The following is a 19265-nucleotide window of genomic DNA, read 5'->3' on the forward strand; positions in this document are numbered from 1 at the left end:
ATACTGCCAACGCCACATCCAGACGGTCCTTGGAAACATCGATGCCAACAATATTATCCATCTTATCCCATCCTTGCCTAATCGGGCTTCGCACACGCAAGCGGCCCCGGCGACTGTTCGGGTTCGATGAAAAGGCGGATGGAGACCCTGGCTCATTCACGGGATCAATGTCCCCAGGGGGGATCGGTCTTCCATCCACAACCGCACGAGCGACAATATCACAGTGCGACGAAATCAAGTTACAAGGGTTGGAGAGTGCCGCACATCGCACACATCGATTCAACACCCTCCCGCAAGCTCCTGTCCGCGAATCATTTTCCGGCAACGGGACTTCCCACACATAAGAAAACCGCGCCGGCCTTGTTTCTGCCGGTCGCGGTTTGATGTGTCAGCGCAAAAGCTTGTTTTCAAAGCCCTCGCCGCGTTCCCCTTCGGGTTTACTTTCCTTTGCACCGGTCAGCGGGACTGGAGGGAACCGGACCGGAAATCTTAAATGATATCAAGGGTAAATCAGTGCATCGTCATCCAGTCGCGGGCGGCGCGCAGCGCTTCGGCCAGTTCCGCCTTCGTCATGTTGCGGGCGAGATCGGCGCGCAGTGAAGCGGCTCTTTCCGATCCGCGGATCGCGGCGATGTTGAGCCATTTATGGGCCGCGATCAGGTCCACCTTGCAGCCCCGGCCGGTCGCATAGACCAGGCCGAGATTGCAAAGAGTGTCGGCGCGGGTTTCGCCACCGGCAGCCATTTCGATATCGCGGATTTCAAAGCGTGCCATCGTTTTTATCCCTGTCTTTCTGCCTGTTTCATCATTGCCTTCTTGTCGAGGCTATCGTCCGGACCCGCCGTCTTTTGCGGCTTTTTTGTCCTTCCGTCCGGCAGGTTTTCCCTGCGCTTTTGATGACTTCACTATGCCACCGGGCTTTCAACGCTCGCTTAAAAGGCATGATTAATGCGGCGCAAACAAACTGCAAACGATTGGTAAAATTGGGTTTTTGTTAAATATCACGGGCCGCGGAAATTAAGGACTTTGCGGCGAATTTTACGAAAACTTTACAATTGGATTTAAACCCTTCCTTCACCACGATCAAAACAGCAATTTCCGAAATTGGCCTCCTTCTCTCTTCCCGACGATGCGAATGCCGTGCTGGAGCCGCAAATTTCTGTTTCCTTTTACGTGAACGTCAAATACTATCCGCCTGCCTGTCATGAGGATGAAACGGGCACGGGATAGCGCGGTGGGAGGAGCAATCGTTGCACCGCAGGGCGGCTTTGGGCCAGAGACGGCGCATCGCACGCTAGAGGGTTTGATCTGCGCAGCCGGATCTTTGGGCCAATCCGGTTCAGGAAAGCCTGCGCGAATTTCGGGAGGAATTTTATGAAGCGTATAATGACGATTGCCGCCGCCCTTATGATGAGCGGCAACCTTGCCTTTGCCGGCGAGGCAATCGAGGGCAACTGGAAGACGGCCAGCGGCGAAACCGCCGTGATCGGCCCCTGCGGCGGCGCCTTCTGCGTGACGCTGAAGACCGGCAAACATGCCGGAAAACAGATCGGCAAGCTTTCCGGCAAGGGAAACAGCTATTCGGGCGAAATCACCGACCCCGCCAACGACAAGACCTATAGCGGCTCCGGCACCGTTTCCGGCAATTCCTTGAGCATGAAAGGCTGCGTGCTGAAGATTCTGTGCAAATCGCAGACCTGGACACGGCTGTAATAAAAAGGCGGCGGGTGGACCTAGGGCCGCCCGCCAGCATGGCGCGACGTCATGCCATCTACACAGACATCGCGCGTGGAACACATATGTCCGTTGATGTATCGTTTGGCCGAACATCAATGAGAGCGACGATGCCCCCTAGCCTTTCGACGATCCTGGTTGCCGGCACCTCACATGTGGGCAAAAGCACCCTTGCCGGCCTGCTGAGCACCAGGCTCGGCTGGCAGGCGATATCCACCGACAGCCTCGCCCGCCATCCCGGCAGGCCCTGGCCGGGCATTCCGGCACCCGTGGAGGAATATTATACGGCGCTCTCGGCCGAAACGATCCACTGGTTTCTGAAGGTGCATCACCAGAACATCTGGCCGCTGATCCGCCCGATGATCGACAACAGTTCCCGTACCGGCAATCCCGCAATCTTCGAGGGTGCAGCCCTGCGGCCGGAATTCATATCGCCCCTGCTCAGCAGCACAGTTGCCGGCCTCCTGCTTCATGCCGGGAATGATTTCCTTCTCGAAAGAATGCGCTCCCACGCCAGATATGAGGATGCAACGGTCGGCCAGCGGCACATCATGGACGCCTTCATCGAGCGTTCGCTGCGGGAAAATACCGAAATGCTAGCATCGGCGCGGGAACACAACCTGCCGATTGTCGATGTGACCAGCCCCGAAACACTACAAACCCTTGCGGCCGATCTCGTGGCGCGGGCAACGGCTGCTCCTGCCTGAAGAAAAATCCCGGGATTTGTGATGCGCGCTGCGCCATTGCGGCATCAATCCGCCATATCACCACCTGTTAACATCCCTGAACACCATATGAACCGGGGCCTCAGGGTCCGTTCAGTCCGACTATGGCAAAACTCTGTCCATCAACTCCAATAAAGGGGAATGGACATGACAAAGCTGATCAGCCGACTGGCAATCTTTGCGTTTCTCATGGCGATCTTCGCCATGTCCTTCGCCTCGCTCGTCGTTAATCCCAACCGCAGTTTTCAGCGGGTGAATGCCGGTGCGGCAATTGCCTGCCAGCACAGCCCGGCGCCCGCCGCCAATTGCCCCGTTGTACTCTGAGGACAGACCAATGACGACAAGCTTTTCCAACGGCCTGTTCTCCGCCCTGCGGCTGGTGCTGATGGCCTCGATCTTTCTCGGCCCGGTGGCCGGACTGGCGGTTTACAAGGCCGATCCCCGCCCGGCATCCAAGGGCGCCGGTTTCGTGCTTCTGATGAGCCTGCAGCGCGGCGCGCTCGGCTGAGGTTTTCCCGTCCCGCTTACTGTTACAGCCGCATTTTCCGTTTCTTTTCAGTTTCTTCGTATTTCTGTCGCTTGCCTGTCGGAATTGCCCTCTTATAATGGGCCATGACAATAGCAAAACCAACGATTCCGCCCTTCACCTTTATCAGCCCCGAGCCTTTCGCGCCGCAGACATTCACGGACCCGAAAGAAGCTGTGGCGGCTTTGACCGCGCTTTATGAACGCAATACGGCGTTCCTGATCAATTCCTTCACCGACCTTGCCAAGGGCGCGCCGATTGCCGGCCGTTACCGAGCCTGCTATCCGCAGGTGAGCCTCGAGACCGCAACCTTCGGCCATGTCGATTCGCGCCTCTCCTATGGCCATGTCACCGCGCCCGGCGTCTATACGACGACGATCACCCGGCCGGAGCTGTTCCGTCACTACCTGAAAGAGCAGCTAGGGCTTCTGATGAAGAACCACGGCGTTCCGGTGACTGTGTCGGAATCGGCCACGCCCATTCCGCTGCATTTCGCTTTTGGCGAAGGCGCCTATGTCGAGGCGGCGGCCGCATCGTCGCTCTCCGACGTGCCGCTGCGCGATCTTTTCGATACGCCCGATCTCAACAATACCGATGACCTCATCGCCAATGGCGAATATGATCAGGTGCCGGGCGAACCTGCACCGCTTGCGCCCTTTACCGCGCAGCGCATCGATTATTCGCTTGCCCGCCTCAGCCACTATACGGCGACCAGCGCCAGCCATTTCCAGAATTTCGTGCTGTTCACCAACTACCAGTTCTACATCGACGAATTCGCCACCTGGGCGCGGCAGCTGATGAAGAATGGTGGTGAGGGCTATACGGCCTTCGTGGAGCCGGGCAACATCATCACCCCCGCCGGCTCCGACAAGCCGGAAACGGACGCCGTGCTCGCTCGCCTACCGCAGATGCCGGCCTATCACCTGAAGAAAAAGGGCCATGCCGGCATTACGCTCGTCAATATCGGCGTCGGCCCTTCCAATGCCAAGACGATCACCGACCACATCGCCGTGCTGCGCCCGCACGCCTGGCTGATGGTCGGCCACTGCGCCGGCCTGCGCAACAGCCAGCGGCTGGGCGACTATGTTCTCGCCCACGCCTATGTGCGCGAGGATCACGTTCTCGATGACGACCTGCCGGTCTGGGTGCCGATCCCGGCGCTTGCCGAAGTGCAGTTGGCGCTGGAAGGTGCTGTTGCCGAAGTCACGGGTTACGAGGGCTTCGAGCTGAAGCGCATCATGCGCACCGGCACGGTCGCCACCATCGACAACCGCAACTGGGAACTTCGTGATCAGGCCGGTCCGGTCAAGCGCCTGTCGCAATCGCGCGCCATCGCGCTCGACATGGAATCGGCCACCATCGCCGCCAACGGCTTCCGCTTCCGCGTGCCCTACGGCACCCTGCTCTGCGTCTCCGACAAGCCGCTGCATGGCGAATTGAAGCTGCCGGGCATGGCGACGGAATTCTACCGCACCCAGGTCGCCCAGCATCTGCAGATCGGCATCCGCGCCGTGCAGAAACTCGCCGCAATGCCGACGGAGACGCTGCATTCGCGCAAGCTCAGAAGCTTTTACGAGACGGCGTTCCAGTAAAATCTGTATCGTACGAAGCGCCCTTGGTGTATTGTTTCAAAAATCGATACACCAAGGGTTTCTACATGCGTACGAACATTGAACTTGATGACGCCTTGATCGCCGAGGCGATGGAAATCACTGGTCTCTCTACCAAGAAGGCGACCGTGGAAAAGGCGTTGCGCGATCTCGTGCGTATTCATCGCCAGATGCGCGCCCTCGATGCATTGGAAGGCATGGGCTGGGAAGGCAATCTGGATGAAATGCGGACGGATTGGGATGCCGATACGGATTGGGACGTGAAGAACGCCAAATGATCGTCGCAGATACTTCTGCCTGGATTTCGTTCATTCGAAAAGACACCCCTGCCCTTTCCGCCAAATTCCGCACCCTTATGGCACAGGGCGAAGTTCTGATCGGCGACATCATTCTCCTGGAGGTGCTGAGAGGTGCGCGCGATGGTCATCATGCGCGCCACCTTGAACGGATGCTGAGCGAATTTCCCTGCGTTGCGATGATGTCTCCCCAACTCGCGATCAAGGCTGCCGCAAATTACCGCTTTCTGCGCGGTCGCGGCTATACGATCCGGAAAAGCAACGACCTTATCATCGGCACCTACTGTATCGAGCACGGGCACAAGCTCCTGCAAAACGACCGGGACTTTCAGCCGATGGCCGATCATCTCGGTCTGCAATTTGTCTGAACCTCAAACCACCCTCACCGTCCCCTCCACGCGGATGGGGAAATTCACAGACCGTGCGATGAAGCATTTGTCGTGCGCGTCATGGTGCAGCTCATCCGCCCGGGTGGGATCACCCTTGGAAATGGTGATGACCGGTTTCAGCACCACTTCGCTGAACTGCCCGGCACCATCCTTTTCCATGACAAGCGTGCCTTCGGCATTGTCGACATAATCCTCAACGATGATGCCGTTGACCGAGCAGAAATGCAGATACCAGAGCTTGTGGCAAGCCGAGAGCGAGGCGACGAGCAGGTCTTCCGGGTTCCAGCGGGAGGGATCACCGCGGAAGGCCGGGTCGGAGGAGCCGGCAATATCCGCTTTGCCCGCCGTGGAAATCGTGTAGTCGCGCTCATAATCGCGGTAACCCGACGTGCCCTTGCCGCGATTGCCGGTCCACTTCACCTGCACGGCGTAATGATGTTCCTGTCCTGCCATGTGATTATTCCTCCCTCGGAATCTTTTTTCCGCATTTCCTGACGGAAAACCGGTGTCCACTTTTCCTAGAAATGCTCTCGCGTATCGCGCAGGTGGTCGAGCCCCTTGCGCAGCGTCTCCATGATCTGGTCGACTTCAGAACGGCTGATGGTCAGCGCCGGCGAGGCCAGCATGCGATCGCCGGTGGCGCGCATGACGAGGCCGTTTGCCAGGCAATGGTTGCGCACGGCGGTTCCAATGTCGTCGGGTTTGGCGAAACGCTTGCGCGTCGTCTTGTCGGCCGTCAATTGCAGGCCGCCCATCAGGCCGACATTCACGGCTTCGCCCACCAGTTCGTGGTCCTCGAGGCTTTTCCAGCCCTCCGTGAAATAAGGACCGATATCGTCCCGCACCCGCTCCACCAGCCCCTCATCCTCGATTATGCGGAGGTTTTCCAGTGCCGCGGCAGCGCAGACGGGATGGCCGGAATAGGTGAAGCCGTGGTTGAAATCACCGACCTCGGAAAGCATCACCTCCGCCACCCGGTCGGAGACGATGACAGCGCCGATCGGCAGATAACCCGATGATAGCCCCTTGGCGACGGGCGCGAGATCCGGCTCCACGCCAAAATGCTGGTAACCGAACCAGGAACCGAGACGGCCGAAACCGCAGATCACCTCATCGGACACCAGCAGAATGTTGCGCGCCTTGCAGATGCGGGCGATTTCCGGCCAGTAGGTCTCCGGCGGCACGATAACGCCACCTGCGCCCTGAATGGGTTCGGCCACGAAAGCGGCGACATTTTCCTCACCGAGTTCATCGATCTTCGCGTCCAGTTCACGCGCCACCTTCAGGCCGAATTCGGCCGGTGAGAGATCGCCACCCTCGGCATACCAATAGGGCTGACCGATATGGGCGATGCCTTCGATCGGCAGATTACCTTGCTCGTGCATCCATTTCATGCCGCCGAGCGACGCACCTGCCACGGTCGAGCCATGATAGCCGTTGCGCCTTGCGATCACCTTCGTCTTCGTGGAATGGCCAAGCGCTTTCCAGTAGACCCGCGCCATGCGGAACCAGGTGTCGGTGGCTTCCGAACCGGAATTGGTGAAGAACACATGGTTCATTTTCGGCCCGGCGCGAGAGGCGATCTTCTGCGCCAGAAGTGTCGCGGGCGGCGTGGTGGTGCCGAAAAACGCGTTGTAATAGGGCAGTTCATTCATCTGGCGCTGCACGACATCGGCGATTTCGCGGCGCCCGTAACCGATATTCACGCACCAGAGGCCGGCAAAGGCATCGAGGTATTTCTTGCCGGTACTGTCGTAGATGAAGACCCCTTCGGCCCGTTCGATGATGCGGGTGCCGGCGGCATTCAGCTTGCCCATGTCGGAAAAGGGGTGGAGGTGATGGGCGGCATCGATGGCCGCGAGATTGGACATCGGCTTGGAGACTTCATTCATGACAGATCGCACTCCCATAATGGCAACGGCGCTCACGCCACCGCGCCCGCCGAACATGGCCGGGCAGCTTCGATTTGGCAAGGCTGGTGGTTTTTAGGGGGACATTGGTCGAACGGGCGGCGCCTTTTTCTTCTCCCCGCCGAGGAGAAGGTGGCCCGAAGGGTCGGATGAGGGGGCAACGGCAGAGATATGCGGAGAGCTGGCCCCCTCATCCCGCTGCCGCGACCTTCTCCCCGGCGGGGAGAAGAAACAAGCGGTGGCCGCCCAGTCCATCAGCGCTTTTCAGCCGCGTGTCATGCGAAGAATGCCGGCCCCACCAGTACCTTCAACTCGCCCGCATGAACCTTGAGCGCCACGTCGCGCTCCATCGGCAGCAGTTCACCATCGATAACGCAGCGCAGGTCGTGGCGTTTCCTAGGGAAATGCAGCTCCACATCCGTCACGGTCATGGCCGTCACGGCGGCATTTTCCTTGAGCTTGCCGCGTAGAATGTCGAAGGCGAGTTTTGCAACGCCCGAGGGGCGCAGCGGATCGGTGAGGTAAAAACCGAGATGGCCGCCCGAGACATTGTCCGCCACCAGCAATGAACTCTGGCCGAACTCGTTGTTGGAGACGGAGATGGCCGAGACCTTGCGGTGCTGCGTCGTGCCATTGACGGTATATTGCACCTCGAAGACCGGCGGATTGAGAATGACACTGATGGCAGCGCGGATGCTTGCCTTGATCTTGCCCAGACGGGAAGCGAAGGCGAGATTGTTGCGATAGCGCACCATGCGCGAATGCAAGCCGGCGGAAAACTGGTGAACGAAAAGGCGGCCATTCACGCTGGCGATATCGACGCTGGCGATCTCGCCATTGGCCAGCGTCTCCAGCGCCTGGCGAATGTCGAGCGGCAGCTTCAGCGAGCGGGCGAAGAGGTTCATGGTACCGGCCGGAACGATGCCAAGCGCGATGCCGTGCTTCCAGGCGATGGCCGCCGCAGCGGAAATCGTGCCGTCACCGCCGCCGGCGATAATGCCTTCAATGCCCGGCTCCTCGGCGGCGCGTTCCATCTCCTTGACGATGTCCTTGCCGGAAACCAGACGGCAGTCGATTTCGTGGCCGGCACGGGAGAAGACCGTGCGGGCGTGGTCGCAATAGGCGTCCATGTCCGTGGTGCGAAATGTGCCGCCGTCGCGATTGAAAATTGCAATGAGCTTCATGTTTCCAACCCGATTCCGCAACGCAGCCGCGCGTAAATGCCTAGCTTCCAATAGAGTTCCGAACACCATCGCGTGAAGATGTTCTTTTGCCGAGAATCGCTCTACCGCAACGCGTCATTTCATGTTAGGGATCACTTAAGGTCATTTTCATGACCGCGCATCTCCAGTCAGGGCAGACCGCTCCCATACGGTCTTGCCCTTTTTTCTGTGGGCCCTCCCCGCTTTTCAGGTCACAATGAGCCAGTCGAATATTTCCGAAGCCCGCCCTGGCGCGGAGAGTGAAACCGTTTACGCGGCAGCACCAGCCGTCGCCCTTTCACCCCTTGCCATCGCGCTGATCGAACTGGCGCTGGCTGCCGGCGGTTTCGGCATCGGCACCGGCGAATTCGCCATCATGGGCCTGCTTCCTGATGTCGCCACCACCTATGGGGTCACCGTTCCGCAGGCGGGTTATGTCATCACGGCCTATGCGCTGGGCGTCGTCATCGGCGCGCCGATCATCGCGGTTCTTGCCGCGCGCATAACGCGCCGCACCCTGCTTCTTGGCCTGATGGGACTTTTTGCAGCCGGCAACATCCTGAGCGCCCTAGCCCCGGATTTTCTGAGCTTCACCGTGCTTCGATTCATCACCGGCCTGCCACATGGCGCCTATTTCGGCGTGGCGGCATTGGTGGCGGCCTCCATGGCGCCAATCCACAAGCGTGCCCGTGCCGTTGGCCGCGTCATGCTTGGTCTCACCATCGCTACGCTGCTCGGCACGCCGCTTGCCACCTTCTTCGGCCAGCTCATGTCCTGGCGCGCCGCCTTCATGCTGGTCGGCGGCATCGGGCTCCTGACAGTCGCCCTTCTGTGGCTGTTCCAGCCGCGTGACAAGGTGGAGGAAGGCGCAAGCGTCTGGCGTGAACTCGGCGCATTCAGGCGCGTGCAGGTTTGGCTGACGCTCGCCATCGCCGCCGTCGGTTTCGGCGGCATGTTCTCGGTCTTCAGCTATATCGCCAAGACCACCACTGACGTGGCGATGATGCCGGTTTCCACCGTTTCCATGGTGCTGGCGCTGTTCGGCATCGGCATGAATGTCGGCAATGTGGTCGGATCGCGGCTCGCCGATATCTCGCTCAATGGCACGATTGGCGGTATGCTGGCCTTCAACGTGCTGGTCATGGCGGTGTTCGGGATGACGGCGGACAACCCATTCATGCTGTGCCTCTGCGTGTTCCTGATCGGCTGCGGTTTCGCCGCCTGCCCGGCCGTGCAGACCCGGCTGATGGATGTGGCGCAGGATGCGCAGACGCTTGCCGCTGCCTCCAACCATTCCGCCTTCAACATTGCCAATGCACTCGGCGCCTGGCTTGGCGGCCTCGTCATCGCCATGGGTTTTGGTTACGCCTCAACGGGTTATGTCGGTGCCGTTCTGTCCCTTCTCGGGCTTGGCGTTTTCCTTGTTTCCGTCACCGTCGAACGGCGCGCAAAAGCCGGCTGAAAGCCGGTTCTTCAGCGGTCAAAACGCCTTTTCCAACGGCCGCCCGGAACCTTACGGAAATTTCACAATCGGCCCGCTTGACTCTTTTTCTTTTCAGGCGCAACACGGCGTTACGCACGGGCCGTGACCCGGAACCGTGCGGATTTCAACGGAGCATCATTAGATGTCTAGCGACAGTAGTAGTCGATTGCCTTTGCCGAAAGCGGCGAACGGGAACTGATCCGACACCTGTCGGCTCACCACCGCGTTCGCCGTAATCGGCGAATCGACGGAAAGGTGAGCAATCATGAACTTCCACACTCTCTCCCAGAGAGCCAGCAAGGCCGCACGTCTTCTCCGCAGCGGAAATGCCGGTTCCACCACCATTGCAGAACGTGTCGAGCACATCAACACGCTTGATACCGACGCAGCCGTCGCCGCCCTGCTTGCCATGCCGCAGGCAAAGGCCGTGGCCATTCTCGACCGGCCAGAGCTGCATGATGCAGCCGCCATCGTTGCCGGCATCCCGCTCGAACAGGCCGCCCGTTTCGTCAACCTGATGTCCGACGACCGCGTCGCCGACGTTATGGCCGACATGGAAGACGAGCCCCGCGCCAAGCTGTTTGCCCGGCTGGACCGCACGACCGCGCTCTCCATCCAGCACCTGATGGGCTACCCGCCACGCACGGCCGGCTCCATCATGACCACGGAATTCGTCAGCGTGCCCGACAGCTGGACGGTGGAACAGACCCTTTCGCACATCCGCGTTGTCGAGCGGTCGCGTGAAACGGTCTATGCCATCTATGTGCTGGCTGAGGACGGAACGCTTTCCACCGTCGTGACATTGCGTCGCCTGCTGACCGGGGAGCCTAGCGCTTCCATCCTTTCCGTCGCATCGAAGGAAGGCATTGCCTATGCAAGCCCGCTGATGTCGCAGGAGGATGTGGCCCGGCTGATCCGCAAGCACGATCTTCTGGCGCTGCCCGTCGTCGATGACCACTCGCATATTCTCGGCATCGTCACCGTTGACGACGTGATCGACACCATGATCGCTGACACCACGGAAGACGCCCACAAGTTCGGTGGTATGGAAGCGCTCGGCAAGCCCTATATGACGATCGGCTTCCCGGACATGATCCGCAAGCGCGCCGGCTGGCTCGCAGCCCTGTTCCTCGGTGAAATGCTGACGGCGAGCGCCATGCAGCATTTCGAGGGCGAGCTGGAAAAGGCCGTCGTGCTGACGCTGTTCATTCCGCTCATCATGTCTTCGGGCGGTAACTCCGGTTCGCAGGCCACCTCGCTCATCATCCGGGCGCTGGCGCTTGGTGAGCTGAAGCTTTCCGACTGGTGGCGGGTGCTGCTGCGTGAAATCCCGACGGGCCTGACGCTCGGCTGCATCCTCGGCGCCATCGGTTTCCTGCGTCTGACGATCTGGCAGCAGGCAGGTTTCTACGATTACGGCGAACACTGGCTGCTGGTCGGTACCACCGTTTTTGCGGCACTGGTCGGCATCGTGACCTTCGGTTCGCTCGCCGGTTCCATGCTGCCCTTCATCCTGCAGCGCCTGCGGCTCGACCCCGCCAGCGCCTCTGCCCCCTTCGTGGCCACGCTGGTGGATGTCAGTGGCCTCGTCATCTACTTCTCGGTGGCGCTGGTGATCCTCAGCGGCACATTGCTCTAAAGACAAAAGGCCCGCTCGAAAGAGCGGGCCTTTTCATTTGCGGCCGAAAAAGCACGAGGCCTTCCCTCAGCCGCCGGCGCTGATGACGCCCGTTCCGAGAAGGGCAAGCAGGATGAAGCCGATGACCACGCGGTACCAGACGAAGGGCATGTAGCTCTTGGTCGAGACCAGCTTCAGGAACACGACGATCACGGCATAACCGACGATAAAGGCGATCAGAGTGGCAAGCCCGGTCTGGCCCCAGCCGACCGGATTGTCCTCGCCGATGCTCTTGAACAGCTGGTAGAAGCCGGAGCCAAAGACGGCGGGAACGGCGAGCAGGAAGGAATAACGGGCCGCCGCCTCGCGGGTATAACCCAGAAGCAGGCCGGCGCTGATGGTGCCGCCCGAACGCGAGACGCCCGGGATGAGCGCCATCGCCTGAGCGAAACCGAAGAGGATGCCATCGCGCCAGATCAGCTGGTTCAGCTTGTAACGCTTTTCACCGATCCTGTCGGCAAGGCCAAGAACGATGCCGAAGACGATCAGCATCACGGCGGTGATATAGAGGTTGCGCAACGAATGTTCGATCGCATCCTTGAAGAACAGTCCCAGAAACACGATCGGCACCGAACCGACGATGATCAGCCAGCCTAGCCGTGCATCGGCCTTGTCATAGGGGCCAAGGCGCAGGTTCTGCCGCAGCCAAGCGGCCGCAATCCGCATGATATCGGACCAGAAATAGACCAGCACCGCCATTTCCGTGCCGATCTGGGTAATGGCGGTGAAGGCGGCCCCGGGATCTGCGCCTGACGGCAGGAACTCCCCGGCAATCCTGAGATGTGCGCTTGAAGAAACCGGAAGAAATTCCGTAAGTCCTTGCAATAGACCGAGAAATCCGGCCTCCATCCAACCCATGCTCATGTGCTTTGATGTCCCTGCTGCGAATCGAGTTTCGAAGCATTATGCATCAATCGGGGCAAATCCGTGTTGCATTGCACCATGAAAATGGCCGGCACGGGACCCTGCTTTTACCCGTGATTTCTCTCAGGCCGCCTTTTCCGGAGCTGCCGGAAGCTGGGTATATTTCGCGCCGTTCTTGCACACGACATGGGCGTCGCCCCAGCTTTTCAGCGCCGAAATCACCGGCCGCATCGTCTCGCCAAGCGGCGTCAGCGCGTAATCCACCCGCGGCGGCACCACCGGGAAGACGGTGCGGGAAATCAGGCCGGCCTCTTCCAGTTCCCGCAGCTGCTTGGTCAACATGCGCTGGGTGACGCTTGGAATATGGCGGCGCAGTTCGTTAAAGCGCAGCGTGCCCTCATTGATGAGGTGATAAAGGATCACGCCCTTCCATTTGCCATCGAGAAAACTCAAGGCCGATTCCACCGGACAGCCGGGGAAGTTGCCGGTGAGCTTGGCGCGCGGTCGCGACATCTACAGTATCCTTTTTGTATGTATCGTCAAAAAATGTGCATTCTTGCGATCGATGTTCATATGTATCAAGTAAGAGGCACGCAAACAACAAAGGAGACTGTTCATGCGCGCCATCGGTTACAAAGTGAGCCAGCCCATCACCGCGGCGGATGCCCTCATCGATATCGACCTGCCCCAGCCGGAGGCGAAGGGACACGATATTCTGGTGGAGGTGAAGGCGGTTTCGGTGAACCCTGTGGATACCAAGGTGCGTCGCAACCAGTCGCCGGAAAATGGCGCCACCCGCGTGCTGGGCTTCGACGCTTCAGGTGTGGTGAAGGCCGTCGGCGAAAAAGTCTCGCTGTTCAAGCCGGGAGACGAGGTATTTTACGCCGGTGTCATCAACCGTCCGGGCTCCAACAGCGAATTCCATCTGGTCGATGAGCGCATCGTCGGCGCAAAGCCGAAATCACTGAATTTCGAAGAAGCCGCCGCCCTGCCGCTGACAGCGATCACCGCTTACGAGACGCTGTTCGACCGGCTGCGGGTGAAGGAGCCGGTTCCGGGCGCTGCCAATGCTGTTCTTGTCATCGGCGGTGCCGGTGGCGTCGGTTCGATTGCCATCCAGCTTCTGCGTGCCCTGACGGATCTCACCGTCATCGCCACGGCATCGCGGCCGGAAACCATGGAGTGGGTGAAGGAACTCGGCGCGCATCATGTCGTGGATCACGGCAAGCCGATCGCACCGCAGGTGGAAGCGCTTGGTCTCGGCGCGCCGGGCTTCGTATTCTCGACCACCCATAGCGATATCCACGCTGCCGACAGCGTGGCGACCATTGCGCCGCAGGGCCGTTTTGCGCTGATCGACGATCCGGCCGGCGGCTTCGATGTCATGGCCTTCAAGCGCAAATGCGTGTCGATCCATTGGGAAATGATGTTCGCCCGCGCCGTTTTCGAGACACCTGACATAATCGAGCAGCACAGGCTGCTGAACCATGTCGCGCAACTGGTGGATACCGGCAAGATCAGGACGACGCTGAGCGAGGTTTTCGGCACCATCAATGCCGCAAATCTCATCAAGGCGCATGCGCTGATCGAGAGCAACACGGCCAAGGGCAAGATCGTGCTTTCGGGCTTCTGATCAACGGCGAGGCGCCCGCATCGCGGACGCCTCTGCCCCTGATGGGAATATCCGTGCCGCGCGCGAAAACCGCGCGGCCATTCCATCAATCGTCATCAGGATCTTCCGCGCACGGCCAGGAAGCCGGCGCGGTGAGGCCATTCGGCAATTTGGTCTTGGCGTCACCGCAGGCAATGTCGATCTGTTTCTGGTCCAGGCCGGTGGCCGTCGAGAGATCGACACCTTCAATACGGGTCAGCAGCAGGAAGGCGCTGGTGAAATCCACCGGACCGCCAAGCGTTGCACCGCCGAAGCGGGCGCGTGACAGGTTGGTCAGCGAAAATTTCGAGCCGTTCAGCGACGCGCCCTCGAAATCCGCACGCCCGAGTTCGGCCTTGGTGAAATCCGTACCGTCCAGCTTGGTCTTCTCGAATTTGGTTCGCTGCATTTCGGCATTGATGAATTTGGCATTGGTGGCATCGGCAGCGGAAAAATCGCTGCGATAGGCTTCCACCTTGGTCAGATTGGCGCCCTGCAGGTTCGCCTCGCCCAGCGCCGTGCGGATGAGCTTGGCCTTTTCGAGATTGGCGCCCTTCAGCGAAGAGCCACGCAGGTCGGTATAGGTGAAATCCGTGCCGTAAAGCATCGCCGAATCGAGATTGCTGCTGCCCAGCATCAGCAAGCGCTTGTTGCATTCGCGCCAGTCGATGCCGGCCATGGCATCGGTACGGCAACTGGCAGCGCCGAGAGGCCCGCCGCTCAGCGAAACGACCGCAACCACCACCCCTGCCGCCACAGCAGCGCCAAACCGCGTTTTTCCTACGATATTCAGCCTTTGAAAGCCGGACATTCTTTCACTCCCTGTCGCCGGGCGACGGCGCAAACGCAACAGCTCTTGGGCCGAACCGGGACCATATGCACATTCAAGGCGTTACCGCATTATCGCCCCGCGATCCACGGGCCGGATGACGCTACAACACCCCAACATCCTATATGTAAGAAATCGAAGAGCAATCCACAAATACTGAGGGAAAAGAGGCGGTGGACGCTGCTCTTGCCTCAGGGCGGACGCGATGCGGCGGCCGGGGATTGGTGTGCCTGTGTTGAAGGAATGAGTTTTCGCAGGCGGAAACGGCGCGCTCCGCAGAGGCCGTCATTTTCGGTCACGCGCGCGGTCCGAACAAACTCGACGTCATCCTCGGGCCTGTCCCGAGGATCCATCCACGTCTCGTAAAATCATCCGTTGCAGATGCTCGGGACAAGCCCGAGCATGACGAAGAGGGTTACCCTGCACCCCATCACATATTGGCGTAGACCGGCCCCTCGCCGCCCTGCGGCGGCACCCAGTTGATGTTCTGGTTGGGGTCTTTGATGTCGCAGGTCTTGCAATGCACGCAGTTCTGCGCGTTGATGACGTAGACTTGCCTGCCATCCTTCTCCACCCACTCATAGACGCCGGCCGGACAATACCGCGTCGAGGGACCGGCATAGATGTCGTGTTCGGAGCGCTTCTGCAGTTCCATGTCCTTCACCTGAAGATGGACCGGCTGGTCCTCTTCATGGTTGGTGGAAGACAGGAACACCGAGGACAGGCGGTCGAAGGTGAGCACGCCATCCGGTTTCGGATAGGCGATCGGCTTGTGTTTCGGGGCCGGCTCGAGGCTCTGCGCATCCGTCTTGCCATGCTTCAGCGTGCCGAAGAAGGAGAAACCGAACAGCTGGTTGGTCCACATGTCCAAACCGCCGAGGCCAACGCCGACCAGCGTGCCGAATTTCGACCAGAGCGGCTTGACGTTCCTGACCCGCTTCAGGTCCTTGCCGATATCGCCGTCACGCCATTCGGCTTCGATCTCGACCACCTCGTCATGGGCGCGGCCGGCTGAGAGGGCCGCGGCGATCTTTTCCGCCGCCAGCATGCCCGAAAGCACCGCATTATGGCTGCCCTTGATGCGCGGCACGTTGACGAAACCGGCGGAACAGCCGATCAGCGCGCCGCCGGGGAAGGTGAGCTTCGGCACCGACTGGTAACCGCCTTCGGTAATCGCGCGCGCGCCATAGGAGATGCGCTTGCCGCCCTCGAAGGTGTCGCGGATCGCGGGATGCGTCTTGAAGCGCTGGAATTCCTCGAAGGGATAAAGATAAGGGTTCTTGTAGTTGAGGTGCACCACGAAGCCGACGGCGACGAGGTTATCCTCCAGATGATAGAGGAACGAGCCGCCGCCGGTCTTGAAGCCGAGCGGCCAGCCGAAAGAGTGCTGCACGAGGCCCTGTCTGTGGTGTTCCGGCTTGACCTGCCAGAGTTCCTTGATGCCGATGCCGAATTTCTGCGGTTCGCGATCCCTGGACAGATCGAATTTGGAAATCAGCTGCTTGGCAAGCGAACCGCGCACGCCTTCGCCAACAAGCACATATTTGCCGTGCAGCTCCATGCCGCGGGTGAAGTTCGGACCCGGCTCGCCATTCTTCTCGATGCCCATATCGCCGGTGGCGACGCCGATGACGGCGCCTTCGTCGTTATAAAGCACTTCGGTTGCGGCAAAGCCCGGATAGATCTCGACGCCGAGTGCTTCCGCCTTTTCCGCCAGCCAGCGACAGACGAGGCCAAGCGAGACGATGTAATTGCCGTGATTGTTCATCAAAGGCGGCATCATGAAATTCGGCAGGCGAATGGAGCCGGCGGGTCCCAAGAACATGAACTGGTCGTCCTTGACTTCGGTCTTGAAGGGATGCCCCTCCTCTTCCCGCCAGCCGGGCAGCAACCGGTCGATGCCGATGGGATCGACTACGGCGCCCGAGAGGATATGCGCGCCGACTTCCGCGCCCTTTTCCAGAACGACGACCGAAAGATCAGGCTCCACCTGCTTCAGCCGGATGGCCGCGCTGAGACCCGCAGGACCCGCGCCGACGATAACAACGTCGAATTCCATCGCTTCGCGTTCGGGCAGTTCCATCGCTTCCGTCATCTCATCCTCTCAGATCGCCGGTCCCATCCGGCTGTTGTTATATATCCGCTTCCGGGCATTCCCGGCGCATCGCCTGCGCCGGACAAAAAGCCATCCGCGACACCACATTCACCATCGCCTGTCTTCGCAAAGCAGGACGCCTTTGTCGAGCTTCTATAGCGGCAAAACATGTCGCACGCCAGTCGATTGTCAGACAACCTGATGATTGCGTTATTACTTTTACTTTTACGTTCACGTAAGATAAAGAATAAGAGCTGGGAGTACAGTCGTCAAGAGTAGCCGGCATTTGGCGCCGCGCTTGCGCTTACCGCCACAACTGAAACGCCCATTCGGCTAGCTTCATCAATGGCGACGCTTCCGTTTTTCGCCAATTGCGATCGCTACGTTTACAGTTACCGGAGCATTTGCTCGAACCCTGCAGGGGACATGCGCCCCGGAGCCCCTAAGCCGTTGGTGGCGGCTGCACGTGACGTTTGAGACAGTACGGCCCAGTCTTCACCATATCGAAGAAGAGTGAAGCCAATCGCATACTGGTTTTCCTCGAACGAAAGCAAGGCAACGCGTTCAGTCATTTCATCGGCACCATTGTTACCGGCAATCAAAGCCATATTGGCCTGATGTATTTTGTTGTTCATCATTTCAGGGTTCGGAATGCCGACTTTCACAAGCGAAAGACCTTTCAGCCGATCAGCACGAACCATGCTGGCGAAATCACCCGCCCCGGCTGCATCAATTCGCATGGTGTTGTTATTGACGAAATCATCTTTCGTCATCAGTCCGTAGATCAGCAGCTGAACCTGTTGAGAAATCTGACTGGTAAATTTGGCTCTGTTGATTTCAATGAAAAGAGGATCGGTGGGAGGCATGGCAGACGAAGCGCTAAGCATCTGAAGTCGGCTCGCAAAAGCAACGAAATCGAATTGCGCACTCATCTTGTCCGTAGCGGTGGCAGCGATGATGGCTTTGAAATCTTGATGGGCAACGGCATCGATGTAGGCAGAAATCGCCTTTTCCGGTGTCGTTAGATCGGCAGCTTTGCCGGAAGATGACCAAAACCCAGCAACGGTGACACCTGCTAGAAAGATTATCGAAAATAACACTGATCGCCGCATATTACCCCCTCAAAGATAAACCGCTTTAACTCGGTCTGTTCTTGGCGTCCAGTGGACGCGCATGGTACGGCACTCCGGTATCCGCCTCGGGCCACAAACCGACTTAGCCAAGACTCAAACCGCCCATTCCTCATCCGTCGTGAACACGATCGTCAGCCAGCGATCACTCCCCTCGCCGCCGAGAGCATTGCCGATCTCGTCACGGATCGCGTCCCATTCCTCCAGACGCCGGGGCGGCCAGTTTTTTGGGACGATGAAGAAGAGTTCGATCTGCCGGCCGCGGCCGACACGGGCGACGTAGGAATAATGTGAGGAAAAGCCGAATTTCGTCACGATCCCGCCTGCCACCCCGTCCACATGCTGCTTGAACTCCAGCGGCGTCACCAAAAGAATGTCGGCAAGCGCCTGCTTCACATTGCCGAGCGGCATGGGGATGATGACGAGGCAGACCAGTGCCAGCACGGCCGGGTCGATATAGGGCGCGAGCCAGGCCTGCGCCGTGCCCGTCAGGCCTTAACCGATGGCGAAGGCAACGAACAGCGCCATGCTCAGAAGCGCGCTCATCAGCCAGCTCTTGGCGTCCAGCGCCACGAAGGCGGATTTCAGCCTGCGGTTCTGCCCTCTGACGAACCATGCCATGGCGAGCGAGAGGGCGAAGCTGACGAAAGTGACGATGATGGCGTAATCGAACTCGATCGAGCGGCCGCCATCCATGAGGCTGTCGATGGCATTGATGAGCGCATAGATCGCCGCCCCCATCAACAGCGTGCCGTTAAGGCCAAGCACCATCGGCTCCAGATGCCAGAAGCCCATCGTGAAGCGTTCCACCAGGCGGCCGCCGGGTCTGGGTGCTGCGGAAGCCGCGATCAGCCGCGCGACAAGCAGTGCCAGCACGGTCATGAAAGCATCGGTGAGCGCATAAACGCCGTCGAAAACTACCGCGAAGGAGCCGGAAAACAGACCCGCGCCAATGCCGAACAGTGCCAGCAGAACCGTGACGGCAATGGAGAATTTCAGCAGGGATTGTTCTGTCATGACGTGTATTTTACCTTCAAAAGCGGACGCCGCCTTATAGAGGTTTTTCGCTTTTCTGCGAATTGCGAAAAATCTCTAACTCTTTGTTTTGTCGCATTTCCGGGCGGAAAACCGGGTCCACTTTTC

At 59.4% G+C, this 19265-nt stretch carries 19 protein-coding genes and 1 pseudogene; 10 read left to right on the forward strand and 10 right to left on the reverse strand.

Going from position 1 to position 19265, the window contains the following annotated elements:
* Positions 1-510: 510 nt before the first annotated feature.
* Positions 511-774: an SEL1-like repeat protein gene (locus O8B93_RS20235; RefSeq protein WP_080825472.1), complete on the reverse strand. Its 264-nt coding sequence runs from the start codon at positions 772-774 to the stop codon at positions 511-513.
* Positions 775-1374: 600 nt separating this feature from the next.
* Between O8B93_RS20235 and O8B93_RS20240 the strand changes: the two genes are divergently transcribed.
* From O8B93_RS20240 to vapC, 7 genes are all read left to right on the forward strand, one after another.
* Positions 1375-1713 (forward strand): DUF2147 domain-containing protein, encoded by a 339-nt coding sequence (locus O8B93_RS20240; protein WP_006311505.1) that lies wholly within the window; start codon positions 1375-1377, stop codon positions 1711-1713.
* Between the two features lie 131 nt (positions 1714-1844).
* Positions 1845-2441: a hypothetical protein gene (locus O8B93_RS20245; RefSeq protein ID WP_269711690.1), complete on the forward strand. Its 597-nt coding sequence runs from the start codon at positions 1845-1847 to the stop codon at positions 2439-2441.
* Between the two features lie 159 nt (positions 2442-2600).
* On the forward strand, positions 2601-2783 hold the full coding sequence (locus tag O8B93_RS20250; protein ID WP_006311503.1) for a hypothetical protein: 183 nt from the start codon (positions 2601-2603) through the stop codon (positions 2781-2783).
* A gap of 10 nt (positions 2784-2793) precedes the next feature.
* On the forward strand, positions 2794-2967 hold the full coding sequence (locus tag O8B93_RS20255; protein WP_003509979.1) for a hypothetical protein: 174 nt from the start codon (positions 2794-2796) through the stop codon (positions 2965-2967).
* A gap of 104 nt (positions 2968-3071) precedes the next feature.
* Complete coding sequence (gene amn, locus O8B93_RS20260) at positions 3072-4577, forward strand: AMP nucleosidase (RefSeq protein WP_269711691.1); 1506 nt, start codon at positions 3072-3074, stop codon at positions 4575-4577.
* 65 nt (positions 4578-4642) lie between these two features.
* Entirely contained in the window at positions 4643-4873 is a 231-nt protein-coding gene (locus O8B93_RS20265; protein WP_035214819.1) for a type II toxin-antitoxin system VapB family antitoxin, read from the forward strand.
* The gene (vapC, locus tag O8B93_RS20270; protein WP_269711805.1) at positions 4870-5259 is read left to right on the forward strand and encodes a type II toxin-antitoxin system VapC family toxin; all 390 of its coding nucleotides are present in this window, start codon (positions 4870-4872) and stop codon (positions 5257-5259) included. The genes O8B93_RS20265 and vapC overlap by 4 nt, the downstream gene beginning before the upstream one ends.
* A gap of 3 nt (positions 5260-5262) precedes the next feature.
* Here vapC and O8B93_RS20275 read toward each other — a convergent pair whose 3' ends face one another.
* The 3 genes from O8B93_RS20275 to O8B93_RS20285 form a co-directional block, all read right to left on the reverse strand.
* Complete coding sequence (locus O8B93_RS20275) at positions 5263-5733, reverse strand: OsmC family protein (protein ID WP_269711692.1); 471 nt, start codon at positions 5731-5733, stop codon at positions 5263-5265.
* A gap of 65 nt (positions 5734-5798) precedes the next feature.
* Positions 5799-7172 (reverse strand): aspartate aminotransferase family protein, encoded by a 1374-nt coding sequence (locus O8B93_RS20280; RefSeq protein ID WP_269711693.1) that lies wholly within the window; start codon positions 7170-7172, stop codon positions 5799-5801.
* Positions 7173-7465: 293 nt separating this feature from the next.
* Entirely contained in the window at positions 7466-8374 is a 909-nt protein-coding gene (locus O8B93_RS20285) for a diacylglycerol/lipid kinase family protein (protein WP_269711694.1), read from the reverse strand.
* A gap of 235 nt (positions 8375-8609) precedes the next feature.
* Between O8B93_RS20285 and O8B93_RS20290 the strand changes: the two genes are divergently transcribed.
* Both O8B93_RS20290 and mgtE read left to right on the forward strand, forming a co-directional pair.
* The gene (locus O8B93_RS20290; protein ID WP_269711695.1) at positions 8610-9854 is read left to right on the forward strand and encodes an MFS transporter; all 1245 of its coding nucleotides are present in this window, start codon (positions 8610-8612) and stop codon (positions 9852-9854) included.
* A 286-nt stretch (positions 9855-10140) separates the two neighbouring features.
* The gene (gene mgtE, locus O8B93_RS20295) at positions 10141-11514 is read left to right on the forward strand and encodes a magnesium transporter (protein WP_269711696.1); all 1374 of its coding nucleotides are present in this window, start codon (positions 10141-10143) and stop codon (positions 11512-11514) included.
* 66 nt (positions 11515-11580) lie between these two features.
* On the opposite strand, the gene O8B93_RS20300 is transcribed toward mgtE, so the two are convergent.
* Both O8B93_RS20300 and O8B93_RS20305 read right to left on the reverse strand, forming a co-directional pair.
* Positions 11581-12417 carry an undecaprenyl-diphosphate phosphatase gene (locus O8B93_RS20300; RefSeq protein WP_269711697.1) on the reverse strand — a complete coding sequence of 279 codons (837 nt, stop codon included), beginning with the start codon at positions 12415-12417 and terminating at the stop codon, positions 11581-11583.
* 123 nt (positions 12418-12540) lie between these two features.
* The gene (locus tag O8B93_RS20305; RefSeq protein ID WP_080825483.1) at positions 12541-12930 is read right to left on the reverse strand and encodes a winged helix-turn-helix transcriptional regulator; all 390 of its coding nucleotides are present in this window, start codon (positions 12928-12930) and stop codon (positions 12541-12543) included.
* Between the two features lie 103 nt (positions 12931-13033).
* On the opposite strand from O8B93_RS20305, the gene O8B93_RS20310 reads away from it, so the two are divergent.
* The gene (locus tag O8B93_RS20310; RefSeq protein ID WP_269711698.1) at positions 13034-14050 is read left to right on the forward strand and encodes a zinc-binding alcohol dehydrogenase family protein; all 1017 of its coding nucleotides are present in this window, start codon (positions 13034-13036) and stop codon (positions 14048-14050) included.
* Positions 14051-14135: 85 nt separating this feature from the next.
* Here the strand turns inward: O8B93_RS20310 and O8B93_RS20315 are convergent, their stop codons facing one another.
* From O8B93_RS20315 to O8B93_RS20330, 4 genes and pseudogenes are all read right to left on the reverse strand, one after another.
* Positions 14136-14879 (reverse strand): pentapeptide repeat-containing protein, encoded by a 744-nt coding sequence (locus tag O8B93_RS20315; protein ID WP_269711699.1) that lies wholly within the window; start codon positions 14877-14879, stop codon positions 14136-14138.
* A gap of 448 nt (positions 14880-15327) precedes the next feature.
* The gene (locus O8B93_RS20320; protein WP_269711700.1) at positions 15328-16992 is read right to left on the reverse strand and encodes an electron transfer flavoprotein-ubiquinone oxidoreductase; all 1665 of its coding nucleotides are present in this window, start codon (positions 16990-16992) and stop codon (positions 15328-15330) included.
* Positions 16993-17384: 392 nt separating this feature from the next.
* Positions 17385-18104 (reverse strand): hypothetical protein, encoded by a 720-nt coding sequence (locus tag O8B93_RS20325; protein ID WP_269711701.1) that lies wholly within the window; start codon positions 18102-18104, stop codon positions 17385-17387.
* 114 nt (positions 18105-18218) lie between these two features.
* A pseudogene (locus tag O8B93_RS20330) lies at positions 18219-19139 on the reverse strand (cation diffusion facilitator family transporter).
* Positions 19140-19265 lie beyond the last annotated feature (126 nt).

The organism is Martinezella rhizogenes (assembly GCF_027460065.1).
Taxonomy (GTDB): domain Bacteria; phylum Pseudomonadota; class Alphaproteobacteria; order Rhizobiales; family Rhizobiaceae; genus Agrobacterium; species Agrobacterium rhizogenes_C.